Here is an 18,623-nt window from a genome sequence, read left to right as displayed (position 1 = left end):
TATTAGTTAATAACAAATTATTAGTTTGCCTGCCCTGTTGTTAAGGAGGCAGCAACTAAAGGGAATCTTTTATTATGGAATCAGTACAAGCAACCAAACAGCGGTTTGGCATTATTGGAAACGACCCTGCACTTAATCGTGCCATTGAAAAAGCTATTCAAGTAGCTCCAACCGATATTTCCGTTTTAGTAACCGGCGAGTCTGGTGTTGGAAAAGAGAGTATTCCTAAAATTATTCACTCCTTATCGCACCGCAAACACAGCAAATATATAGCCGTAAACTGTGGCGCCATACCAGAAGGCACTATCGATTCAGAATTATTTGGTCATGAAAAAGGTGCCTTTACCGGCGCTACCCAAACCCGCTTGGGCTATTTTGAAGTTGCCGATGGCGGCACTATTTTTTTAGATGAAGTTGGCGAGCTTCCCTTAACCACACAAGTACGACTATTACGTGTTTTAGAAAATGGCGAATTTATAAAGGTAGGTAGCAGCAAAGTACAAAAAACCAATGTGCGTATTGTGGCCGCTACCAACGTAAATATGTTTGAAGCTATTAAAAACAATAAATTCCGCGAAGATTTATACTACCGCTTAAGCACCGTTGAAATAAATTTACCACCGCTACGCAATAGGAAAGACGATATTCATTTGTTATTTAGAAAATTTGCGAGCGATTTTGCCTTAAAATATAAAATGCCTACCATTAAGCTAACCGAGGATGCCATTCCTGTGTTATTAAATTTTAGGTGGGCCGGTAATATCCGTCAGTTGCGCAATGTGGCCGAACAAATTTCGGTACTAGAGCAAACCCGCGATATAACCCCCAGCACTTTAAAGCATTATTTACCATCCGAAAGTTCGCAATTACCCGCCGTTATTAAAACAAGCAAAGCGGAAAGCGATTTTAGTAGCGAACGTGAAATTTTATACAAAGTGCTTTTTGATATGAAAAGCGATTTGAACGACTTAAAAAAACTAACCCTGGAACTTATGAAAACAGGCAATGTAAAAGACGTTCAGAAAGAAAACGAAGGCTTAATCGATAAAATTTACGGTCAAGTAGACACCGAAACACAAGATGCTTACGAGGATTTAGAAATTTTATCTATTCCAGAGAAAAATTCGGATATTCCACAAAATCAAGATACCGATAGCCATGCCGATAAATATCATTTTGCCGAGGAAATTGAAGAAGAAGAAACCTTATCCCTACACGATAAAGAGCTAGAGCTCATAAAAAAATCCTTAGAACGCCATAATGGCAAACGCAAATTGGCAGCAGCAGAATTAGGGATTAGCGAACGCACCTTATACCGTAAAATAAAACAATACAACATGTAATTAGGAACCAAAAGCCTATGAAATTCTTAAAAACAATACCGCTTTTAGCTGTTTTACTAACCGTATTGGCCTGCGGCAGTTACTCGTTTACGGGTGCCTCCATAGCCTCCGATGTAAAAACATTTCAAGTTAACTACTTTCAAAACAACGCCATATTAGTAGAACCAGGATTGGATCGGGATTTTACGAATGCGTTAACCGATTTACTGTTAAACCAAACCAGCTTGGATTTGGTAAAATCTGGAGGCGATTTAATTTACGAAGGTGAAATAATTGAATACCGCATTTCGCCAACCACCGCTACTGCCAATAATACGGCTGCACAAAACCGACTAACCGTAACCGTGCTGGTGCGCTTTTTTAATATGAAAGACGAGGAAGACAACCTGGAACAGCGGTTTTCATTCTTTTACGATTATGCCGGTGCTGCCCTATTGTCCGGAGCACAAAAAGACACTGCCCTGGCAGAAATTTTTGAACGCTTAACACAAGATATTTTTAACGCTACATTAGCTAAATGGTAATCCAATGACTGCTTCCGAATTTTATAGTATTATTCAAAATCCGCAACAGGTTACGCCAGAACAAACCAACCAACTGGCAGCCATTGTGGCCAAATACCCTTATTTTCAAGCAGCAAGAGCCAGCTATTTAAAAGGCTTAAAAAATAAAAGTAGCGTAAAATACAACAACGCCTTAAAAGTTACAGCTGCTTACACCACAGACCGTAGTGTCCTATTCGATTTTATTACATCAGAAGTGTTTTTGCAGAACGATATTTCGCAACACATCAAGAAACATCAAAACCACCTAAATCAGGTTCAGGTAACTACCGAAATTGTTGCAGCCAACAACAAACAGCGTATAGACAGCCTTCTAAATAAACAAATTACAGAAACCGAAGGCACCTTGGACCCTGAATTGTTTCAACCCATAAGTGGTGCGCAACCTAACCGCCCATCTAAACAGGCTGCCCCAATTACAGAAACAGCAAATAAGCCAACAGATGCCCACAGCATAGATACCGCAAACAGCGTAAGTCGTACCCCTGAAAACCGTTCAGAAAACACAGACAAACCAGAAGATATTTTAAAACTTGGCCAGCCTTTGCAGTTCAATCCCAATGAAAAACACTCGTTTAACGAATGGTTATCTCTAACACGGTTTGAACCTATAAACAGAGCAGACAGCCAAAACCCACCCCAAAAAACAGCCTCAAAAACAGCATCAAACACTTCTGGCAACGCGTCTTTAAAACAAAATAAACGTCTTAAAAAATTCGATTTAATAGATCAGTTTATAAGCAAAAACCCCAAGTTAAAACCTACCAAAACCAGCGCTACCACTACCAATATTGCCGAAGCGCAGATGATACAACCCGAGGCGTTAATGACCGAAACATTAGCCCGGATTTATGTGGAGCAAAAAAATTATAAAAAAGCAATTCAATCTTACAACATTTTAAGTTTGAAATATCCAGAAAAAAGTGGTTTCTTTGCTGACCAAATTAAAGCAGTTAAAAAATTACAAGAACAAAATAACCAATAAAATATGAGTACGTTTACGATATTTTTAGCATTAATAGTCGTGGTGGCCTTTTTACTAGTGGTAGTAATTATGGTGCAGAATCCAAAAGGCGGCGGCTTATCATCTTCCTTTGGCGGTGGTGGTACCCAACAATTAGGAGGTGTTAAAAAAACAACAGACTTTTTAGACAAAAGTACCTGGACGCTTGCCACTATTATGTTGGTATTAATATTAGTTTCCAATGTAGCCATTAATAGAACGGGTACAGGAGAATCTAAAGCCATTGAAGCTATTAATACCGAACAAACTGTGCCTGTTGCTCCTGCTGTGCCACCAGCAACCAACAACAATACAGAAACACCAGCGGAATCAAACTAAAACCGCAGCATGACATACAAAAGCCAACGTAAACGTTGGCTTTTTTTATACCCTTACTTTATGAAATGAAATTTTGTCAGTCTGAAAGCATTGGCACATTTTTAGTAATGAAGCTAGCAATTAACTTATTTATAAATTATAAAACATCATAAAATGGAACTAAACATTAAACCATTAGCAGATCGTGTTCTTATTGAACCAGAGGCGGCTGAAACAAAAACAGCATCCGGTATTATTATTCCAGACAATGCCAAAGAAAAGCCACAGCAAGGCAAGGTTATGGCTTTAGGTAAAGGTACAAAAGATGAACCTATGACCGTAAAGGTTGGCGACACCGTTTTATACGGCAAATACGCAGGAACCGAATTAAAACTGGAAGGTAAGGATTACCTAATTATGCGCGAGAGCGACATACTAGCTATTATTTAATGACGTTTACCCAGAGCAGCGAAATAGCGCGCTACTCTGAACACATTCCTATTTGTTTTAAAAAAATTATTAACAACGTTATGTTCCTTTGTAACAAACCTATTAACGGAACATACAGAACTAAAAAAAATTAACAATGGCAAAAGATATTAAATTTGATATTGATGCACGCGATGGCTTAAAACGCGGTGTAGATGCTTTAGCAAATGCAGTAAAAGTAACACTTGGCCCTAAAGGTCGTAATGTTATTATTAGTAAAAGTTTTGGTGCACCACAAGTAACTAAAGACGGTGTAACTGTAGCTAAAGAAGTAGAATTAGAGGATGCCCTAGAAAACATGGGAGCCCAAATGGTAAAAGAAGTAGCCAGCCGCACAAACGATTTAGCGGGCGATGGTACAACAACCGCTACCGTGTTAGCGCAAGCAATTGTTAAAGAAGGTCTTCGAAACGTAGCAGCTGGTGCAAATCCAATGGATTTGAAGCGCGGTATTGATAAGGCTGTCGAAGCTATTATTGCCGAACTAGCTACACAAGCACAACAAGTGGGTAACTCCTCTGAAAAAATAAAGCAAGTTGCCTCCATTTCTGCCAACAACGATGATACCATTGGCGATTTAATTGCCAAGGCTTTCGATAAAGTTGGTAAAGAAGGGGTTATTACCGTAGAAGAAGCCAAAGGTACAGACACTTATGTGGATGTTGTAGAAGGTATGCAATTCGATAGAGGTTATTTATCGCCTTACTTTGTAACGGATTCTGATAAAATGATTGCCGATTTAGAAAATCCATACATTCTATTATTCGACAAAAAAATATCCAACCTACAGGAAATTCTACCAATATTAGAGCCAGTAGCGCAATCTGGCAGACCATTATTAATAATTGCTGAAGATGTAGAAGGTCAGGCACTTGCTACATTGGTAGTAAACAAATTACGTGGTGGTTTAAAAATTGCCGCTGTTAAAGCACCAGGCTTTGGCGACCGTCGTAAAGCCATGTTAGAGGATATTGCTATCTTAACAGGTGGTGTGGTAATCTCTGAAGAGCGTGGTTTTTCATTGGAAAACGCCGATTTAAGCATGTTAGGGACTGCTGAAACCGTAACTATTGATAAAGACAATACTACCATTGTAAATGGTTCTGGCGATGCCGATGCTATTAAAAACCGTGTTAACCAAATTAAAACACAAATTGAAACCACAACAAGCGATTACGACAAAGAAAAACTACAAGAGCGTTTGGCTAAATTAGCTGGCGGTGTAGCCGTTCTTTACGTAGGTGCTGCAAGTGAGGTGGAAATGAAAGAGAAAAAAGACCGTGTAGACGATGCATTACATGCTACAAGAGCAGCCGTAGAGGAAGGTATTGTTGCTGGTGGTGGTGTTGCTTTGGTGCGCGCTATTAAGGTTTTAGAAAAAATTACTACCAACAATTTAGATGAAACAACCGGTATTCAAATTGTAGCACGCGCTATTGAAGCGCCTTTAAGAACAATTGTTCAAAACGCAGGTGGCGAAGGTAGCGTTGTTATTTCTAAAGTATTAGAGGGTGAAAAAGACTTTGGCTTCGATGCAAAAAGTGAAACTTACGTAGACATGCTTAAAGCTGGTATTATAGACCCTAAAAAAGTAACGCGTGTAGCCTTGGAAAATGCGGCTTCTGTAGCGGGCATGATTTTAACTACCGAATGTGCATTAATTGATATTAAAGAAGATGCACCAGCCATGCCTCCAATGGGCGGTGGCGGTATGCCAGGCATGATGTAATGCCTACAAAATACCCAGTTATAAAAAAACGTTTCAATTACTTGAAACGTTTTTTTTTGCTTTTTATATTCAACAGACTATAAAAAGTAACACCCTGTAAAATACCAGCCTTCGCGTTTGTGCTCCTAACGTACACCTAAAAACAAGATTTTTTTACCGTTCTATTTTCTGGTAAAACGAAACCTTCCGCGGCATAGCAAAAGGTTTTTTGGATGTTACGAATATGGTCTTTGTTATTCTGTTTTATGATCGTCTACCACGGCAGCATCGCGATACAAACAGCAGGCGTGAAGACTGTTATAAGCTTCATCTGTTGCTTTTATATCCTTGGTATCGTGCCCCACATTAGCAATGTTCTGGTTAATGGTTTGCAAGTCTGTTTTGCGTTCGTCATAAATTAGTTTTAACTCTTGTGTTTGCACATTCCAAACAGCCGATTTTACACCTTTTGTTTTAATGCAAGCCTTTTCAATACGTTCTTTACACATATTACAAACGCCATCTACTTCAATAACGGCTTTGGCATTTTTGTTTTGCGAAAAAGCATTCAGGCCAATAAGCATTACGACTATCATTCCTATTGTTCTCATAATTTCTGTTTTTTTGAAGTTACTAAATTGCAACCTCTGGTTTCTAATACTTGTTTAATTTAATTCACTTTAAAACGTAACCCCGCGTAGTACATACTACCAAAAATGGGTCCGTACACAAACGTACTATCAAAATTAGGTCCAAACGGATCGTTTGCTGCTAAAATTGGGTTGTTTTGTTTAACATTGGTTACGTTTTCGCCTCCTAAATATACTTCAAATTTAGGAGAAAATACTTTGGTTACTTGCATATTTACAGTGCCTACAGTGGGCGTGTAAGTAGGTAGCTGAAATGCCACTGGGTTATTTTGTGTGCTGGAAAAACGCTGTTTACTTAACCAATTGTAAGTGGCATCAAATTTCCATAAAGCACCTTTGTCGCTTGGCCGTGTTTGGTAACCAGCATTCGCAAAAAACCGGTGCTTTGCCGTTAGTGGTTTTTCCAAGGTACCCGTTTGGTAGTCTGTTTGCACATCGTAATACTTGTAGGCCAAGCGCACATCTAATAGTGGCAATACATTGTAATTAACTTCTGCCTGAAAACTGTTAGCAAAACTACTGCCTTGTAAGTTAGAGAAGTTTACAGTACGTGGATTTTCATAATCTACTACAATTTGATTTTCAAAATCGGTGCGGTAATAATCCAATGTAAAATCGCCTTGACGTCCAAAAACCGTAAACCCTTGTAGGTACGACAGTCCATAATTCCATGCAATTTCTGGGTCTAATCCGTAAATATCGCCACTAGCATTGGCTATATTTATGGTTCTGGAGGTGGCAAAAATTTGCTGATTTTCAGTAAAAATATTGGCACTGCGTTTACCGCGTCCTACCGAGGCACGAAACGCCGATTTATGCCATGGCGTATAACGGGCATGCAACCTTGGAGTAATAAAAAAACCAAATAAATTATGCTGATCTACCCGAATGCCTGCCGATACATTTAAGCTGGATAAATTATCGTAGGTATATTCAAAAAAACCACCTACCGAGGTTTCTGTACGCTCGTAATCTTGCGTGTTTACAAACTCGTCGTAATGATCGTAGGTATAACTTAAGCCTGTTTTTACCTTGTGGCGGGTATCGCCAATTAAGGTGTTGTATATGGCATTTACATACAAGCTATTTTGTGCAATATCGTACGTGTTTAGTCCAAAGTAAGAGTCTTGCTCATGGCGACTAAAAGCGGTTTGCACCCCTATTGTTTTGTAAGGGATTTCTGGATTTACGTAGCCTAATTTTGTAGCAATTTCGTAACGTCTGGTATCAATTTCGCTCCCCCAAGCATTTGTAGTTCCGCGGTCCGTTTTGGGGTTAAAATCTATTTGCCCCATTTGCTTGTCATCATTTAAATATTTTAAATTAACAAAGCCTACAAAGCCTTTTTCGGGATTGGTATATTGCCAACGGTTCATAATATTTACCTGGTTATAGGTTGGCATATCCATAAAACTATCGCCGTTGCTATCGTGTTTTTTATTTTGGGTGCTGCCGTGTACATACAAGCCGGTATCCCATTTGCTGCTTACTTGTGTATTTAAGTGGGTATTTAACTCCAAACGTTCATTACTACCGGCATATACATTTACAAACACGGGCAAATCGGTTGTCGGTTTAACCAACTCGGCGTTAATTTGGCCTGCAATGCTTTCAAATCCGTTGGTAACACTACCGGCACCTTTGGTTATTTGTATACTTTCAACCCAAGTGCCTGGAATAAAACTTAAGCCATAGGCCTGTGCGGCTCCGCGCACTGCTGGCACATTTTCGGTGGCAATTAAAATATAGGGCGAGGTTAACCCCAACATTTTAATTTGTCGCGTACCGGATACAGCATCGGCAAAATTAACATCAATAGAGGGATTGGTTTCAAAGCTCTCCGACAGGTTACAACAGGCTGCTTTTAAAAGCTCTTCGCTGCTAACTACCATGATGTTTTGCGATTGTAAATAGGATTTAGCTGTGGCTTGCTTACGGGCGCTTAACACCACTTCGTCCAAAGCGCTGGTTGGTTGCAACCTGTGTTTAATGGGGTTGGCAGACTGGACGGTAAGTGTGTCTGTTTTGTATCCCACATAACTAATAATAAGTTTTTTGTAATCTGGTTGATAGGGAATTGAAAACGCGCCATCAAAGTCTGTAACTGCCCCAACCGTAGTATTTAGCCAATAAACGTTGGCTCCTGCAATGGGGATTTCGGCATTGGTTTCGGTTGCTTCTAAAACCAACCCATTTAAATTTGTTTGTGCTATGCCTACCATGGGTAGCAGGATGCATAGTGTATAAAGTATCTTTTTCATTTTATTTCTATCATTTAAGAAGCTGGCCTTGTTAAAGCCGTGCGCTTCCTTTTAGTCCATAATTGTGTTAGGTACTCGTTTTTGCTTGTGGCTTACAGGCTTGGTCGCTTTCGGTATTGCGAAACATGGGTTATGCACCGGTATACATTACTGTTAGTAAGGTGTGTCGCTTTAGGCGCGGGTTATGGTAAGCACTAGTTTGATAAAATAATTTTAACAAAAGTGGACGCTTACTAGGCGCAAAATGGGGCATACACGCTGTTTTAATCTAACCGTGATTAGCGTTGTATTGGCCTGTTTTAAGGAAGAAATCAAATGAGAAATACCTGATACTGCACAAGAAGATTGCGGTATAGGCTGGGCGATTGATACTGTTGGTGTGAAAATTTTTGGGTAAACGTGCTATCAACCTGTGTCACATAAAGGTTTGAAAGCGTGGCCAGAAAGACGAGCGATTCAAAAACAACATCTTGATCACTTTTAAAACTTAATTCATCTTGCCCCTGAACAACATCTACCGTATCGGTGCAGCAATCCATGGCTGCTTTCGCAAGGTAGCTATCCGATTGGCACTTTTCTGGTTCGTGAAAAACAGCAGCATCAATAAGTACATCGCCACAAAAGTGTTTTTCTACCGTAAAGGAAACCGTAGAAAACAGCACTAAAAGCGCCATTGTAGCCGACAAAAACTTGTATAATTTTGCTTTTTTCACAACACAAAAATACAAAAACTGTCAGAATTTATACAATTTTAATGAATCATTAACAGTGAAGTCAGGTGGGATTGTAAGGTGTCCAGTTAGGCTCCTTTAATACCACCAAATTTTTACGGGAACCTTATGGGCCTGAAAACATATTATAGGTGCGTGGCCACCCCATAAAAAAGCAGAAACGGCATCCATTTAGTTTAAGCGATACACCAGCATTAAACCGCCCCGATATAGCAGCCATTCGCCACTGCCGTTAAAATCGCGGTAATTTGTTTCGGTAACATCGGTGCGCTGAAATTTGTTATACCCTTTGTAATTGGATTGGGCCAAGCCGGCACCCAAGAAAAGTTCCAGTCCCCACCGGCTACTAAATCGTTTCTTAAAACCTGCTGTTAGGCCGTAAAAGGTGGCTCTACCAGATTGGTAGCTCCCATCGGGGTTGGTATAGGTGCTTGGGTCTTGGTACTGATCGTAAATAACAGCAAAACCCGGTTTTTGCATGGTAAACATGCCAAATCCTACATGAGCCCCTAGAAAAAAACCTTGGCGCTCGGCCTGAAAATAATACCGATACTCCGGAAAAACCTGTATTATTTGTAAGGGCTTACCGTTAAAACTATCCCAAAAAGAAGCCAGCACATCCAACTGCACGCTGCTGTGCTTGCTTACGGCTATTTCTATACCCACATTAGGAATTAAAAGCGCTGCAGAGGCCACATTAAACTTGAGTTCCGTTTGGGCCTGTAGGGACTGGCTCCATAAAAATATTGCCATGCCAAAAACCGAAAAAAGATGAGATCTATTCATATTAGTATCCTTTATTCACCTTTTTTACAGCTATTTGTATAGGCATGTTCTGCAGCCTAACAAGCAGGTGCATGGCATGACCTTACGAAATTGATTTTAGTAAAATCGGTAAATTAAACCAATGGTATATTTATAAAAGTTTGACACCTCTGGTATGTCTTTGCCTAAATCGAAGTTCGCTTTTGCTGTTACATTAGCGCCCAAATTATCGGTAAACCAGTAGTTAAAACCTAAACCTGGTTGAATGGTCATGGCCGTGCCATCGAAGGCTGAATAAAAACCAGAACCCAAAATACCGTAAAAGTCTATGAAGTTTCGGGAATCGCTTGCAATAATATAGTAGTTGGCATCAATATTTAAAGCGAAGAAATTGGATTCTATTTTATCGCCAAATGCACCTGGCAATAAGGCAGGTACCTTCATTTCATTAAACGTACCATTAAGGCCTAACTCCCACCTTTCGTTAAATTGGTATGCCACACCAATGTAAATTGGCATAGAAAACGAGGCATCTTTTATACCCCAAGGTGCTTGCGTGGTTTCGTTACTATTATCAATTATATTTAGGCCAAAAGCCACTTTAAAATGAGGCGTTTCTTGCGCCTGTATTTGGGCGCTAAACAGACAGGCCAAAGCCATGATGAAAAAGGTTTGTTTAAGTGTCATACGAATGGGGATTTAAAAATTAGTAAACTACTCTACTTTATGTTTGTATTTAGGTTATGCGTGATTTTAAGTGTTAATTGGTATTAACTGTTTATTTTGCAGCGCTTTATTCGCGACCTGCTGGTGTATGTTCCTACAAGATAAAAAACTTTTTTTAGTTCCAAAATTGATACCATGGCTTTTTCTTACCATCGGCGTGATAGCCATAGCCATAGCCATAATTATAGCCATAGCCATAGGTTCCTTTATGGTTCATATCGTTAATAACATACCCCATAGCAGCCAATTTCTTTTGATCGACTAATTTTTTAGAATAGGTAATTAACTGCTTGTCTGTAAAGCCAGATCGCACCACATACAGCGTGAAATCGACATATTTGGTAAAGGTAAGCGTATCGGCTACCAGCAATGTTGGCGCCGTATCGATAATAATATAATCGTATTGCTTACGCGCTTCGGCAATAAGCTCTTTAAAGCGATTACTTGCTAATAACACGCTTGGCATTGGTGGAATATCGCCAGAAAGCAACAAATCAAATCGCTGTTTTTGCGAATCGATATGCACCAGTAAATCGGTCCAATTGCTGTCCGGATCGCTTAAATAATTGGAAAGTCCTGCTGTTGTTTTTGGCGCATTAATGAAGGGGTGCAACTGCGGATTTCTTAAATCGGCTCCAACCAACAGCACCCGTTTTTTTAGTTGGTAATAGGTTTCGGCGGTGTTATACGATACGGTTGTTTTACCTTCACCCTTAATGGAAGAGGTAACGGCAATAACCTGCCCCAAACCATCGGGCTGCGAACTCTGCATAAAGTTTAAATTATGCGCCAACGTACGAAACGCCTCTTGCGTTTGTGAGTTGCTACGCGCTGCGCCGCCATCTTTTTCCGTGGCAGTCATTACCGGAATTTCACCCAATACCGGTGCATCCGGATTTAAGGCCTCCACGTCGTTGTGGGTGTAAATTTTAGTGTCTAGTAAAAACTTCACATACAATATTCCAACAGGAACAAGCACGCCTAATAAAAAGGCTCCAAGTAAAATAATTTGCCGTTTAGGCGCCACGGGTATGGCGTTTGTAATGGCGTAATCTATAACTTTTACATTGGCGGAGGTTACTGCCATATTAATAGCTGCCTCTTCGCGTTTTTGGAGTAAAAGCAAATATAAATTTTCTTTTAGCAACTGTTCGCGTTCAATACTACGCAGAATTTTTTCTTTGTTCGGCAACGCACTAAAGGACTGTTGTGCCAAGCTTTGCGCGCGTGCATTTTGCTTTAAAGTTTGTTCTAACTGACTTTTATATCCAGCTAGGGAACTCGCTATATTGGCATTTAAATCTAAAATACTTTGCTTTAATATTTTTACTTGCGGATTGCTATCGCCGGCACCTGTTTTCCATTTATTGTATTCTAAAAGCGCCTTGTTATAATCGGCTACCAAATTATTTATAGCCGCACTATTTAAGCCTATATTAGTTGGAAGCAGCTCGAATTCGTCAATTTTAATAACACTTTTCTCCAACTCATTAGCAAGCAGCAGTTGCGTTTCTGCCTCAAAAAGTTGTTCATCTTTAATTGAGCGTTTTTCAATAATAGACGCTGCATCGGCTTGAAAAATACTTAAATTATTATTTTGTTTGTAGGCACCTTTGGCTATTTCAATAGAATCTAATTCGGTTGCCAAAAATTCAAAGCGTTCGTCTATAAACGAAATGGTTCGTTTGGAAACCTCCTGGCGGTCTAGAATGCCATCTTCGGTGTACACCTCAATAAGCGTATTTAAAATGGCTTGGGCTTCATTTTTGTTTGTGGCATCCAAGCTTAACACCAAAATATCGCTATCCTTACCATCTGGCGTAATTTTTATAGCGTTAAGCAATCCTTGGGTTGCCTTTGTTTCGCTGTCTATACGCAGGGTATAATTAGGATTATCTCCAGGTTCTAGCGCGCTGGCATCTTTAGGTTGTAAGGTAAACGGGAAATCGGCTGTTGGCGTATCCCAAAAAAATGTGGTGGTTTCTTGGGTAGCCCCTGTTTCCAAATTAACCATTTTATAGCCCTGTGGTTGCAGGGTAATATCGAATTCCAATAAGGTGTTTTTGGTATCTGTTTCGGGAATGTATTTAGCTATAAATGGCGCCGAATACACTTGGCGCTCGTTAACGCGTCCTGTTTGAAAGTATTTAACCTGCAAGTTTAGGCGCTCTACCACTTGGCGGTTTAGGCGAAAGGAATTCAGTACCGCCCGTTCATTTTCCAGATTAACATTCCCCTTTCCTAAAATTTTATCAAGGTCCAAGGCTAAATCGGTGGCCTCTTTATCTGTTAAAATTTTTACTTTAGCGGCCGTATTGTAGCTATTTGGCGTATATCGCAAATACAAAAACGCAGCTAATACCATAACCACAATGCTCACCAAAATCCAAGGCCAATAAGCCAGGTAGCGGTAAACAACTGCCTGAATATCTATTTGTTCGTTATCCGAATCGAATTCTATTTGTGATTTGTTCATTTAAAAATAACTTAACGCGTAATTAATATGGTTGCACTTAACAATAACGAGGCAATGGCCACAATAGTAGACACGTTACCTACATACCCTGCTGTTTTTACTTTGGCTTTGTTAGGCTGAACAACCAACACATCGTTGGGCATAATCATGTATTCCGGATTTTGCATCCAATCGGCTGTTGTTAAATTTATGTGGGTAATGCGGCGTGTACCATCCAGCTCTCTAATTAGCAACACCTCGTCTCGGCGTCCGTTTATGGTTAAATCGCCTGCATAGCCAAGCGCTTGCGGCACGGTAACATATTGTTCGGTGAAGCTAAAAGTTCCTGGTCGGCTTACTTCTCCTAAAACCGTTACTTTGGCATTAAGTAATCGCACGGTAACAACCGGGTCTATTAAATGGCCGCCTGTTTCTAACATATTGGCAACCATGTTTTCCACTTCGGTACTTGTTTGGCCGGTTACAGCCACTTTACCTAAAATAGGCAAGGAAATAAATCCCTCTGGACTTACTAAATAGCCTTGTAATTTAAGCACCTCTAAATTACTGTTGTTTACCAAGGCGTTAGAACCTGCATTTCGGTTATACGGTATGGCGGTTTCCGGTATGGCCGCACTAATGGTAACCGACACAATATCGTTAGGTTGAAAGGTGTTTTCGCGATAGGTAATAGCCGTTTCGCTGTAGTTATCGGCATCCTGAAAATACAAGATTTCCTTGTTACTAACGCAGCTGCTTAACAGCAAGCCTATAAGCCCCCAAAGTGCGCCTTTGTTTAGGCAAATTTTAATCATATACTCTTTTATTTTTTTAGCTATAGCGCCAGCTATTAGCCTTTATTTTTAGCCCGTTTCGTTGCATAGTAATTTTTGCAGCAGGCTGTCATTATCATAATTTTAAGATCTAACCAAAAACTGTAATTTTGAATGTAGTACAAATCATGCTGAATTCGTGGTAGCATCCCACCAGAAATGGTAATATCGCCACGGTAGCCATTAATTTGCGCCCAGCCCGTTATACCCGGTTTTACCGTGTACCGTAGGTTGTAGTTTGGTATGGTTTGGGCATAGTATTTATCGTGCTCCAACATGTGTGGCCGCGGACCCACTACAGCCATCTGGCCGGTTAATACGTGCCAAAATTGCGGCAATTCGTCCAAATTGGTACGCCGTAACCAAGCACCAAAACGCGTCATTTGCGATTTATCGGGGCCGGTATTAAAATCGTTAGCGTGTTTGTGGGGCCTCATGCTACGCAATTTGATACAGTTAAATTCACGGCCGCGCAAACCACTCCTGCGCTGTTTAAAAAAAATAGGGCCTTTGGAATCGATAACAATGCACAAACCTAAAATAGGCACCAACCACGACACCACAAATACAGACACCAAAAGCGCAAAAAGCCATTCAAAACTGGCTTTTAAAAGCGCTGTTGCGGTAGTATCCAATGGCGTATTTACCACAAAAGCAGCGGCAGGTGTTGCAGCTGTATTTACAGGCTGCTTGGCAGGTTGCTTTATGTACTCCAATTCTTTGGTAATCATGCTTTGGGACTTCGGTTCTAGCACAGGGGCTTATTCTTTTTTTATTGGTTTTTTAGTATGCCACAAAGTAGCAAAAATAAGAACAAATTACTATGCCACAACCTTTCTACGCGTTTTTTATTAGCTTTCTGTATTTGATTTAGTACTTGGGGGTTTTTCTGAATATAAAACTACGGAAGTGTGGGATATCTGTTTCAAAGTTTTGTAGGCTATCGGTATTTTGGGTTTCATTTGTAGGGTGTTGATTTGGTAAAACAACCGGTGTTTATTTAAATGTATGCGCTAACCTGAAAACGAGCAATGACTTGTTTGTTCCCACAAATTTTGATATTTTATTTAATTTTTTGCCCGTGTTGCAGGACTTTTTGGGTTTTTAAAGTTTTAAAAAAAGGGATTGCGATTTGCTGGTTTTAATTAGCTCATTCACTTTAAAACGCCTAGCATGGCACTGGAATTAATTTGGGTTTGGACTGTTAAGGCGCTTTACCAACTGCCATAAATTTGTACATACAACAACTAGTCAGAAGCAATCGTGTAAATATAATAGCTACTAAAACGGGCGCTTCGGAATGTCCTTAAACCAGTTGTAAACGGCTTCACTTGTTGGATTTACAATAACCCAAGCTGTTAATACTATAATTTTTACATCCACTAAAAACGATTCGTGCTTTTGATACCATTTTTCGACTTCGCCTTTAAACGGATGTATTTTTTCGGCATAAAACACCCAGGGATCTTCTCCGGCGTTTTTTACCTGCGTAATGAGGTCTTCTTCATCTCGAAAAATAATGGAGCCAATACCTGTTAAACCTGGTTTAATGGTATAAATTTCGGCTTGTACAGTTTCTGAATATAGCTTAAAAAACACCTTGGTAAGTGGCCGCGGCCCTACCACACTCATATCGCCTTTAAAAATATTTATCAGTTGTGGTAATTCGTTTAGTTTACTTTTCCGTAAAAACCCACCCATGGGTGTAATTCGGGGATCTTTTTTGGTGGTCATGATACCGCCTGTCATATTGGGACTGTCCTTTAGCATGGTCGCAAATTTCCAGATTAAAAAGGGTTTGTTTTTATACCCCACGCGTTCTTGCTTGTACCACACATAGCCCTCGCCTGTAAGTTTTAGCCCAATTATAATGGGAATTAGTAAAGGGGCTAAAATTAGTAGCGCTATTCCAGAAACAACTATATCTGCGAGTCTTTTAAAGGCTTTGTACATGGGGTTGTTACTGGTTGGTTTATTTAAGGATTGAAGGATTTTGTTATTCAAAGATTGAAGGATTGAAGGATTCTGTTATTCAAAGATTGAAGGATTGAAGGATTCAAAGATTGAATGATTCTTGGATTGAGGGATTCAAAGATTGAAAGATTCTGATATTCAAAGATTGAAGGATTCTGATATTCAAAGATTGAAGGATTCAAAGATTCAAAGATTGAAGGATTCAAGGATTCAAGGATTGAAAGATTCAAAGATTGAAGGATTCTGTTATTCAAAGATTGAAAGATTGAAGGATTCTGTTATTCAAAGATTGAAAGATTCAAAGATTCAAGGATTGAATGATTCTGATATTCATGGATTATTTTTGTCTTTAGGTGCACGGTTACCGTAAATAGCTGATGGTTCTTTAAACTTGGAACCTTTGTAATTGGAGTTTTTTAAGTAGTTCATAAATAAACTTAATTGTTTTGAAATATCGGAAACTAAAGCTTGTAAAATATCAAATTCCGATTTATTTATAACAGCCATATCTAATGCACGATAAAACTGCGACCTTAATTCGCCTGCACTACCCTTGGAATAAGATAAAAACAGTATAAATTCCTTGTTGCCCCCGCGCTCAAACCCTTCTGCAATGTTATCCATAACGCTGCCACTTGTTTTAAAAAGATGGTTTATTAAAAATCCGTAAAGCTTGTCGTCCTTATCAGCAAGCATCGTAAACATGGTCTTGTTTAATTCCCTACTCATAACCCAAACGTTCAGGTCCTCGAAAGTGCTTATTTTAGACATGGTACTTGATTTTTTAATTCAATGATTGAAGGATTCTGTTATTCAAAGATTGAAAGATTGAAGGATTCTGTTATTCAAAGATCGAAGGATTCTGTTATTCAAAGATTGAAGGATTGAATGATTCAAAGATTGAAGGATTCTGTTATTCAAAGATTGAAGGATTGAAGGATTGAAAAATTCAAGGATTGTTTTATTCAAAGATTGAAAGATTGAAGGATTTAAGGATTCTTGGACTGAAAGATTCATGGATTGAAGGATTTAATGATTCAAAGATTGAAAAATTCAATGATTCTTGGATTCAAGGACTCAATGATTGACGGATTCGTGTGGTGTGAGATTGAAAAATTCAAGGATTTAATGATTGATGGTTTCATGGACTGCTTATTTATTTGCTTAACAAGATAATAATTTAACAATTAACTCCTATTAATATGTCACGTATTTGCTATATTCTGAAGCTTTTAACGGCCTTTCAACCTGTTAGTTTTTGCTACATTTTCTGGTCTAAACTTTTTCCGGTTTCAATATGCTCAAAATCTGGTAGGTGTTTTTTTAACAAACCAACTATGGTGCTTTTAGTGTAGTTACCCGAGGCCATAAGGTCTTGTAATTCTTGAATGGTATTACTAATGGTTTCCTGTGGCAATTTTCGCGCATTTTTTATGACACCCAAACTCGAAAACGTATTTTGATCTACCTCATCTGTATCCGTGTAAAATTCCTCGTATAGTTTCTCGCCAGAGGTATCGGTATTGAAAAAATAGACCGGATAAGGATCTGTTTCGGTGGTATGAAGCGCCGCTTGCTTGGCTGCCTCTTCAGACTCGCACTCTAAAATTGGTCGGTTGGATGCTTTAAAGAAATCGATTGTAATCGCTTTAAAATACGTCATGTCTTCGGCTGCTAACTTCGGGAAAAAGATATCGCCCGAATGGCCTAACATACAGGCTAACATACAAATTTGGCCACTTTCCTCGGGCGACACAAAAAAGCGCTTCACATCGGAGGGACAAGAAATAGGTTGGTTTTGAAACAAACGTTCTATATAACCCGCCAACAAAGACCCGTTTGAAAAGGCCACATTGGCAAAACGGGCAGTGGTAATTTGCAAGGCGCCGGAATAAGCCATAATAACTTCTTCCATTAGTTTTTTACTGGCGCCCATAACATTTACAGGATTCGCCGCTTTATCGGTGGATACACAAAAGAAATGTTCTGGTTTTTTCTGAAGCAATAAATCTAAAAAGGCTTTGGCTTTAAACACGTTATTATCCAGCATGGCTTCAATAGAATATTTATCCTTCTCGCTGCGCACATGTTTATGTGCCGCAAAATTAGCTACAATATGAAACCGCTCTTCTGCCAAAAAGAGTTTCTGAAACACCGGATCGCCAAAATTCATGGGATAGGTTTTAAAATTGTCGGGCACATACATGGTGGCATCGGAGCGCAATTGGCGCGTTAACTCGGTTAACCCATTTTCATTGGTATCTACCACATACAGTTTGCCAGGCTTAAATTGTAAAATGGCCTTAATATATGACGAGCCTATCGTGCCGGCACCACCAATAACTAAAACCGATTTCCCCGCTATTTTTTGATGTAATAGGTCTGCATGCGCAGCAATATCTGAAGCAAACAGACTCTCTTGGCGTTTGGTAATGTGGGTTTTTATAAAGTTTGGTATATCTATGATGTTCATTATTTTATGTTTTGTGCGTTGTGTTGTGTGGTGTTTTGTTTTCTTTTGTTTGTATGCTACCTGCGTCATAGGCAAAATACTTATTTTAATTTCAATTTTTAAGTGGGATTGTCAATGGTTTTACAAATGTTAATTTAAGTTAGAATACGTCTCGATACAATTCCTCATACTTCGGAATCACTCGAAGTGACAGTCTTTGCGCTATATGTCAGTTCGAGTGGCGCGACGAAGAAGCGTTGTATCGAGAACCTTTATAAGATTTAGTTTCATATATGATTGATTGTAAATTTGCTTCTCGATACAATTCCTCATGCTTCGGAATCACTCGAAG

Annotated in this window: 17 protein-coding genes; 6 read left to right on the top strand and 11 right to left on the bottom strand. The window is 39.3% G+C overall.

What is annotated here, in order from left to right:
• The first annotated feature begins 74 nt into the window (after nucleotides 1-74).
• The 6 genes from ACFSQP_RS11130 (at nucleotide 75) to groL (ending at nucleotide 5,445) form a co-directional block, all read left to right on the top strand.
• Nucleotides 75-1,343 (top strand): sigma-54 interaction domain-containing protein, encoded by a 1,269-nt coding sequence (locus tag ACFSQP_RS11130; RefSeq protein ID WP_376894444.1) that lies wholly within the window; start codon nucleotides 75-77, stop codon nucleotides 1,341-1,343.
• A 17-nt stretch (nucleotides 1,344-1,360) separates the two neighbouring features.
• Nucleotides 1,361-1,867 carry an LptE family protein gene (locus ACFSQP_RS11125; RefSeq protein WP_376894442.1) on the top strand — a complete coding sequence of 169 codons (507 nt, stop codon included), beginning with the start codon at nucleotides 1,361-1,363 and terminating at the stop codon, nucleotides 1,865-1,867.
• A 4-nt stretch (nucleotides 1,868-1,871) separates the two neighbouring features.
• Nucleotides 1,872-2,891 carry a hypothetical protein gene (locus ACFSQP_RS11120; protein WP_376894439.1) on the top strand — a complete coding sequence of 340 codons (1,020 nt, stop codon included), beginning with the start codon at nucleotides 1,872-1,874 and terminating at the stop codon, nucleotides 2,889-2,891.
• Nucleotides 2,892-2,894: 3 nt separating this feature from the next.
• Nucleotides 2,895-3,248: a preprotein translocase subunit SecG gene (gene secG / locus ACFSQP_RS11115; RefSeq protein WP_376894436.1), complete on the top strand. Its 354-nt coding sequence runs from the start codon at nucleotides 2,895-2,897 to the stop codon at nucleotides 3,246-3,248.
• 153 nt (nucleotides 3,249-3,401) lie between these two features.
• Nucleotides 3,402-3,677: a co-chaperone GroES gene (locus ACFSQP_RS11110; RefSeq protein WP_376894433.1), complete on the top strand. Its 276-nt coding sequence runs from the start codon at nucleotides 3,402-3,404 to the stop codon at nucleotides 3,675-3,677.
• A 136-nt stretch (nucleotides 3,678-3,813) separates the two neighbouring features.
• Nucleotides 3,814-5,445 (top strand): chaperonin GroEL, encoded by a 1,632-nt coding sequence (gene groL, locus ACFSQP_RS11105; protein ID WP_376894430.1) that lies wholly within the window; start codon nucleotides 3,814-3,816, stop codon nucleotides 5,443-5,445.
• A gap of 233 nt (nucleotides 5,446-5,678) precedes the next feature.
• Here groL and ACFSQP_RS11100 read toward each other — a convergent pair whose 3' ends face one another.
• The 11 genes from ACFSQP_RS11100 to ACFSQP_RS11050 all read right to left on the bottom strand — a co-directional run bounded on the left by ACFSQP_RS11100 (nucleotide 5,679) and on the right by ACFSQP_RS11050 (nucleotide 18,292).
• Entirely contained in the window at nucleotides 5,679-6,035 is a 357-nt protein-coding gene (locus ACFSQP_RS11100; protein ID WP_376894428.1) for a heavy-metal-associated domain-containing protein, read from the bottom strand.
• Between the two features lie 59 nt (nucleotides 6,036-6,094).
• Complete coding sequence (locus ACFSQP_RS11095; protein ID WP_376894425.1) at nucleotides 6,095-8,335, bottom strand: TonB-dependent receptor; 2,241 nt, start codon at nucleotides 8,333-8,335, stop codon at nucleotides 6,095-6,097.
• 311 nt (nucleotides 8,336-8,646) lie between these two features.
• Nucleotides 8,647-9,048: an HYC_CC_PP family protein gene (locus ACFSQP_RS11090; RefSeq protein WP_376894422.1), complete on the bottom strand. Its 402-nt coding sequence runs from the start codon at nucleotides 9,046-9,048 to the stop codon at nucleotides 8,647-8,649.
• A 189-nt stretch (nucleotides 9,049-9,237) separates the two neighbouring features.
• Nucleotides 9,238-9,852 carry a DUF3575 domain-containing protein gene (locus tag ACFSQP_RS11085; protein ID WP_376894419.1) on the bottom strand — a complete coding sequence of 205 codons (615 nt, stop codon included), beginning with the start codon at nucleotides 9,850-9,852 and terminating at the stop codon, nucleotides 9,238-9,240.
• A 96-nt stretch (nucleotides 9,853-9,948) separates the two neighbouring features.
• Nucleotides 9,949-10,518: an outer membrane beta-barrel protein gene (locus ACFSQP_RS11080; RefSeq protein WP_376894416.1), complete on the bottom strand. Its 570-nt coding sequence runs from the start codon at nucleotides 10,516-10,518 to the stop codon at nucleotides 9,949-9,951.
• A 154-nt stretch (nucleotides 10,519-10,672) separates the two neighbouring features.
• Complete coding sequence (locus tag ACFSQP_RS11075) at nucleotides 10,673-13,033, bottom strand: GumC family protein (protein ID WP_376894413.1); 2,361 nt, start codon at nucleotides 13,031-13,033, stop codon at nucleotides 10,673-10,675.
• Nucleotides 13,034-13,044: 11 nt separating this feature from the next.
• Nucleotides 13,045-13,827: a polysaccharide biosynthesis/export family protein gene (locus tag ACFSQP_RS11070; protein WP_376894410.1), complete on the bottom strand. Its 783-nt coding sequence runs from the start codon at nucleotides 13,825-13,827 to the stop codon at nucleotides 13,045-13,047.
• 35 nt (nucleotides 13,828-13,862) lie between these two features.
• Nucleotides 13,863-14,576, bottom strand: a complete 714-nt coding sequence (locus tag ACFSQP_RS11065) for a sugar transferase (RefSeq protein ID WP_376894407.1) — start codon at nucleotides 14,574-14,576, stop codon at nucleotides 13,863-13,865.
• Nucleotides 14,577-15,126: 550 nt separating this feature from the next.
• Nucleotides 15,127-15,849 carry a sugar transferase gene (locus ACFSQP_RS11060; RefSeq protein WP_376894404.1) on the bottom strand — a complete coding sequence of 241 codons (723 nt, stop codon included), beginning with the start codon at nucleotides 15,847-15,849 and terminating at the stop codon, nucleotides 15,127-15,129.
• Between the two features lie 300 nt (nucleotides 15,850-16,149).
• The gene (locus ACFSQP_RS11055; protein ID WP_376894401.1) at nucleotides 16,150-16,590 is read right to left on the bottom strand and encodes a four helix bundle protein; all 441 of its coding nucleotides are present in this window, start codon (nucleotides 16,588-16,590) and stop codon (nucleotides 16,150-16,152) included.
• Nucleotides 16,591-17,080: 490 nt separating this feature from the next.
• Nucleotides 17,081-18,292 (bottom strand): polysaccharide biosynthesis protein, encoded by a 1,212-nt coding sequence (locus ACFSQP_RS11050; RefSeq protein ID WP_449252219.1) that lies wholly within the window; start codon nucleotides 18,290-18,292, stop codon nucleotides 17,081-17,083.
• Nucleotides 18,293-18,623: the final 331 nt, after the last annotated feature.

The organism is Bizionia sediminis (assembly GCF_042684585.1).
GTDB lineage: Bacteria > Bacteroidota > Bacteroidia > Flavobacteriales > Flavobacteriaceae > Algorimicrobium > Algorimicrobium sediminis.
The sequence above is the reverse complement of the archived record's forward strand: the minus strand, read 5'-3'. Positions and strand labels throughout refer to the sequence as shown.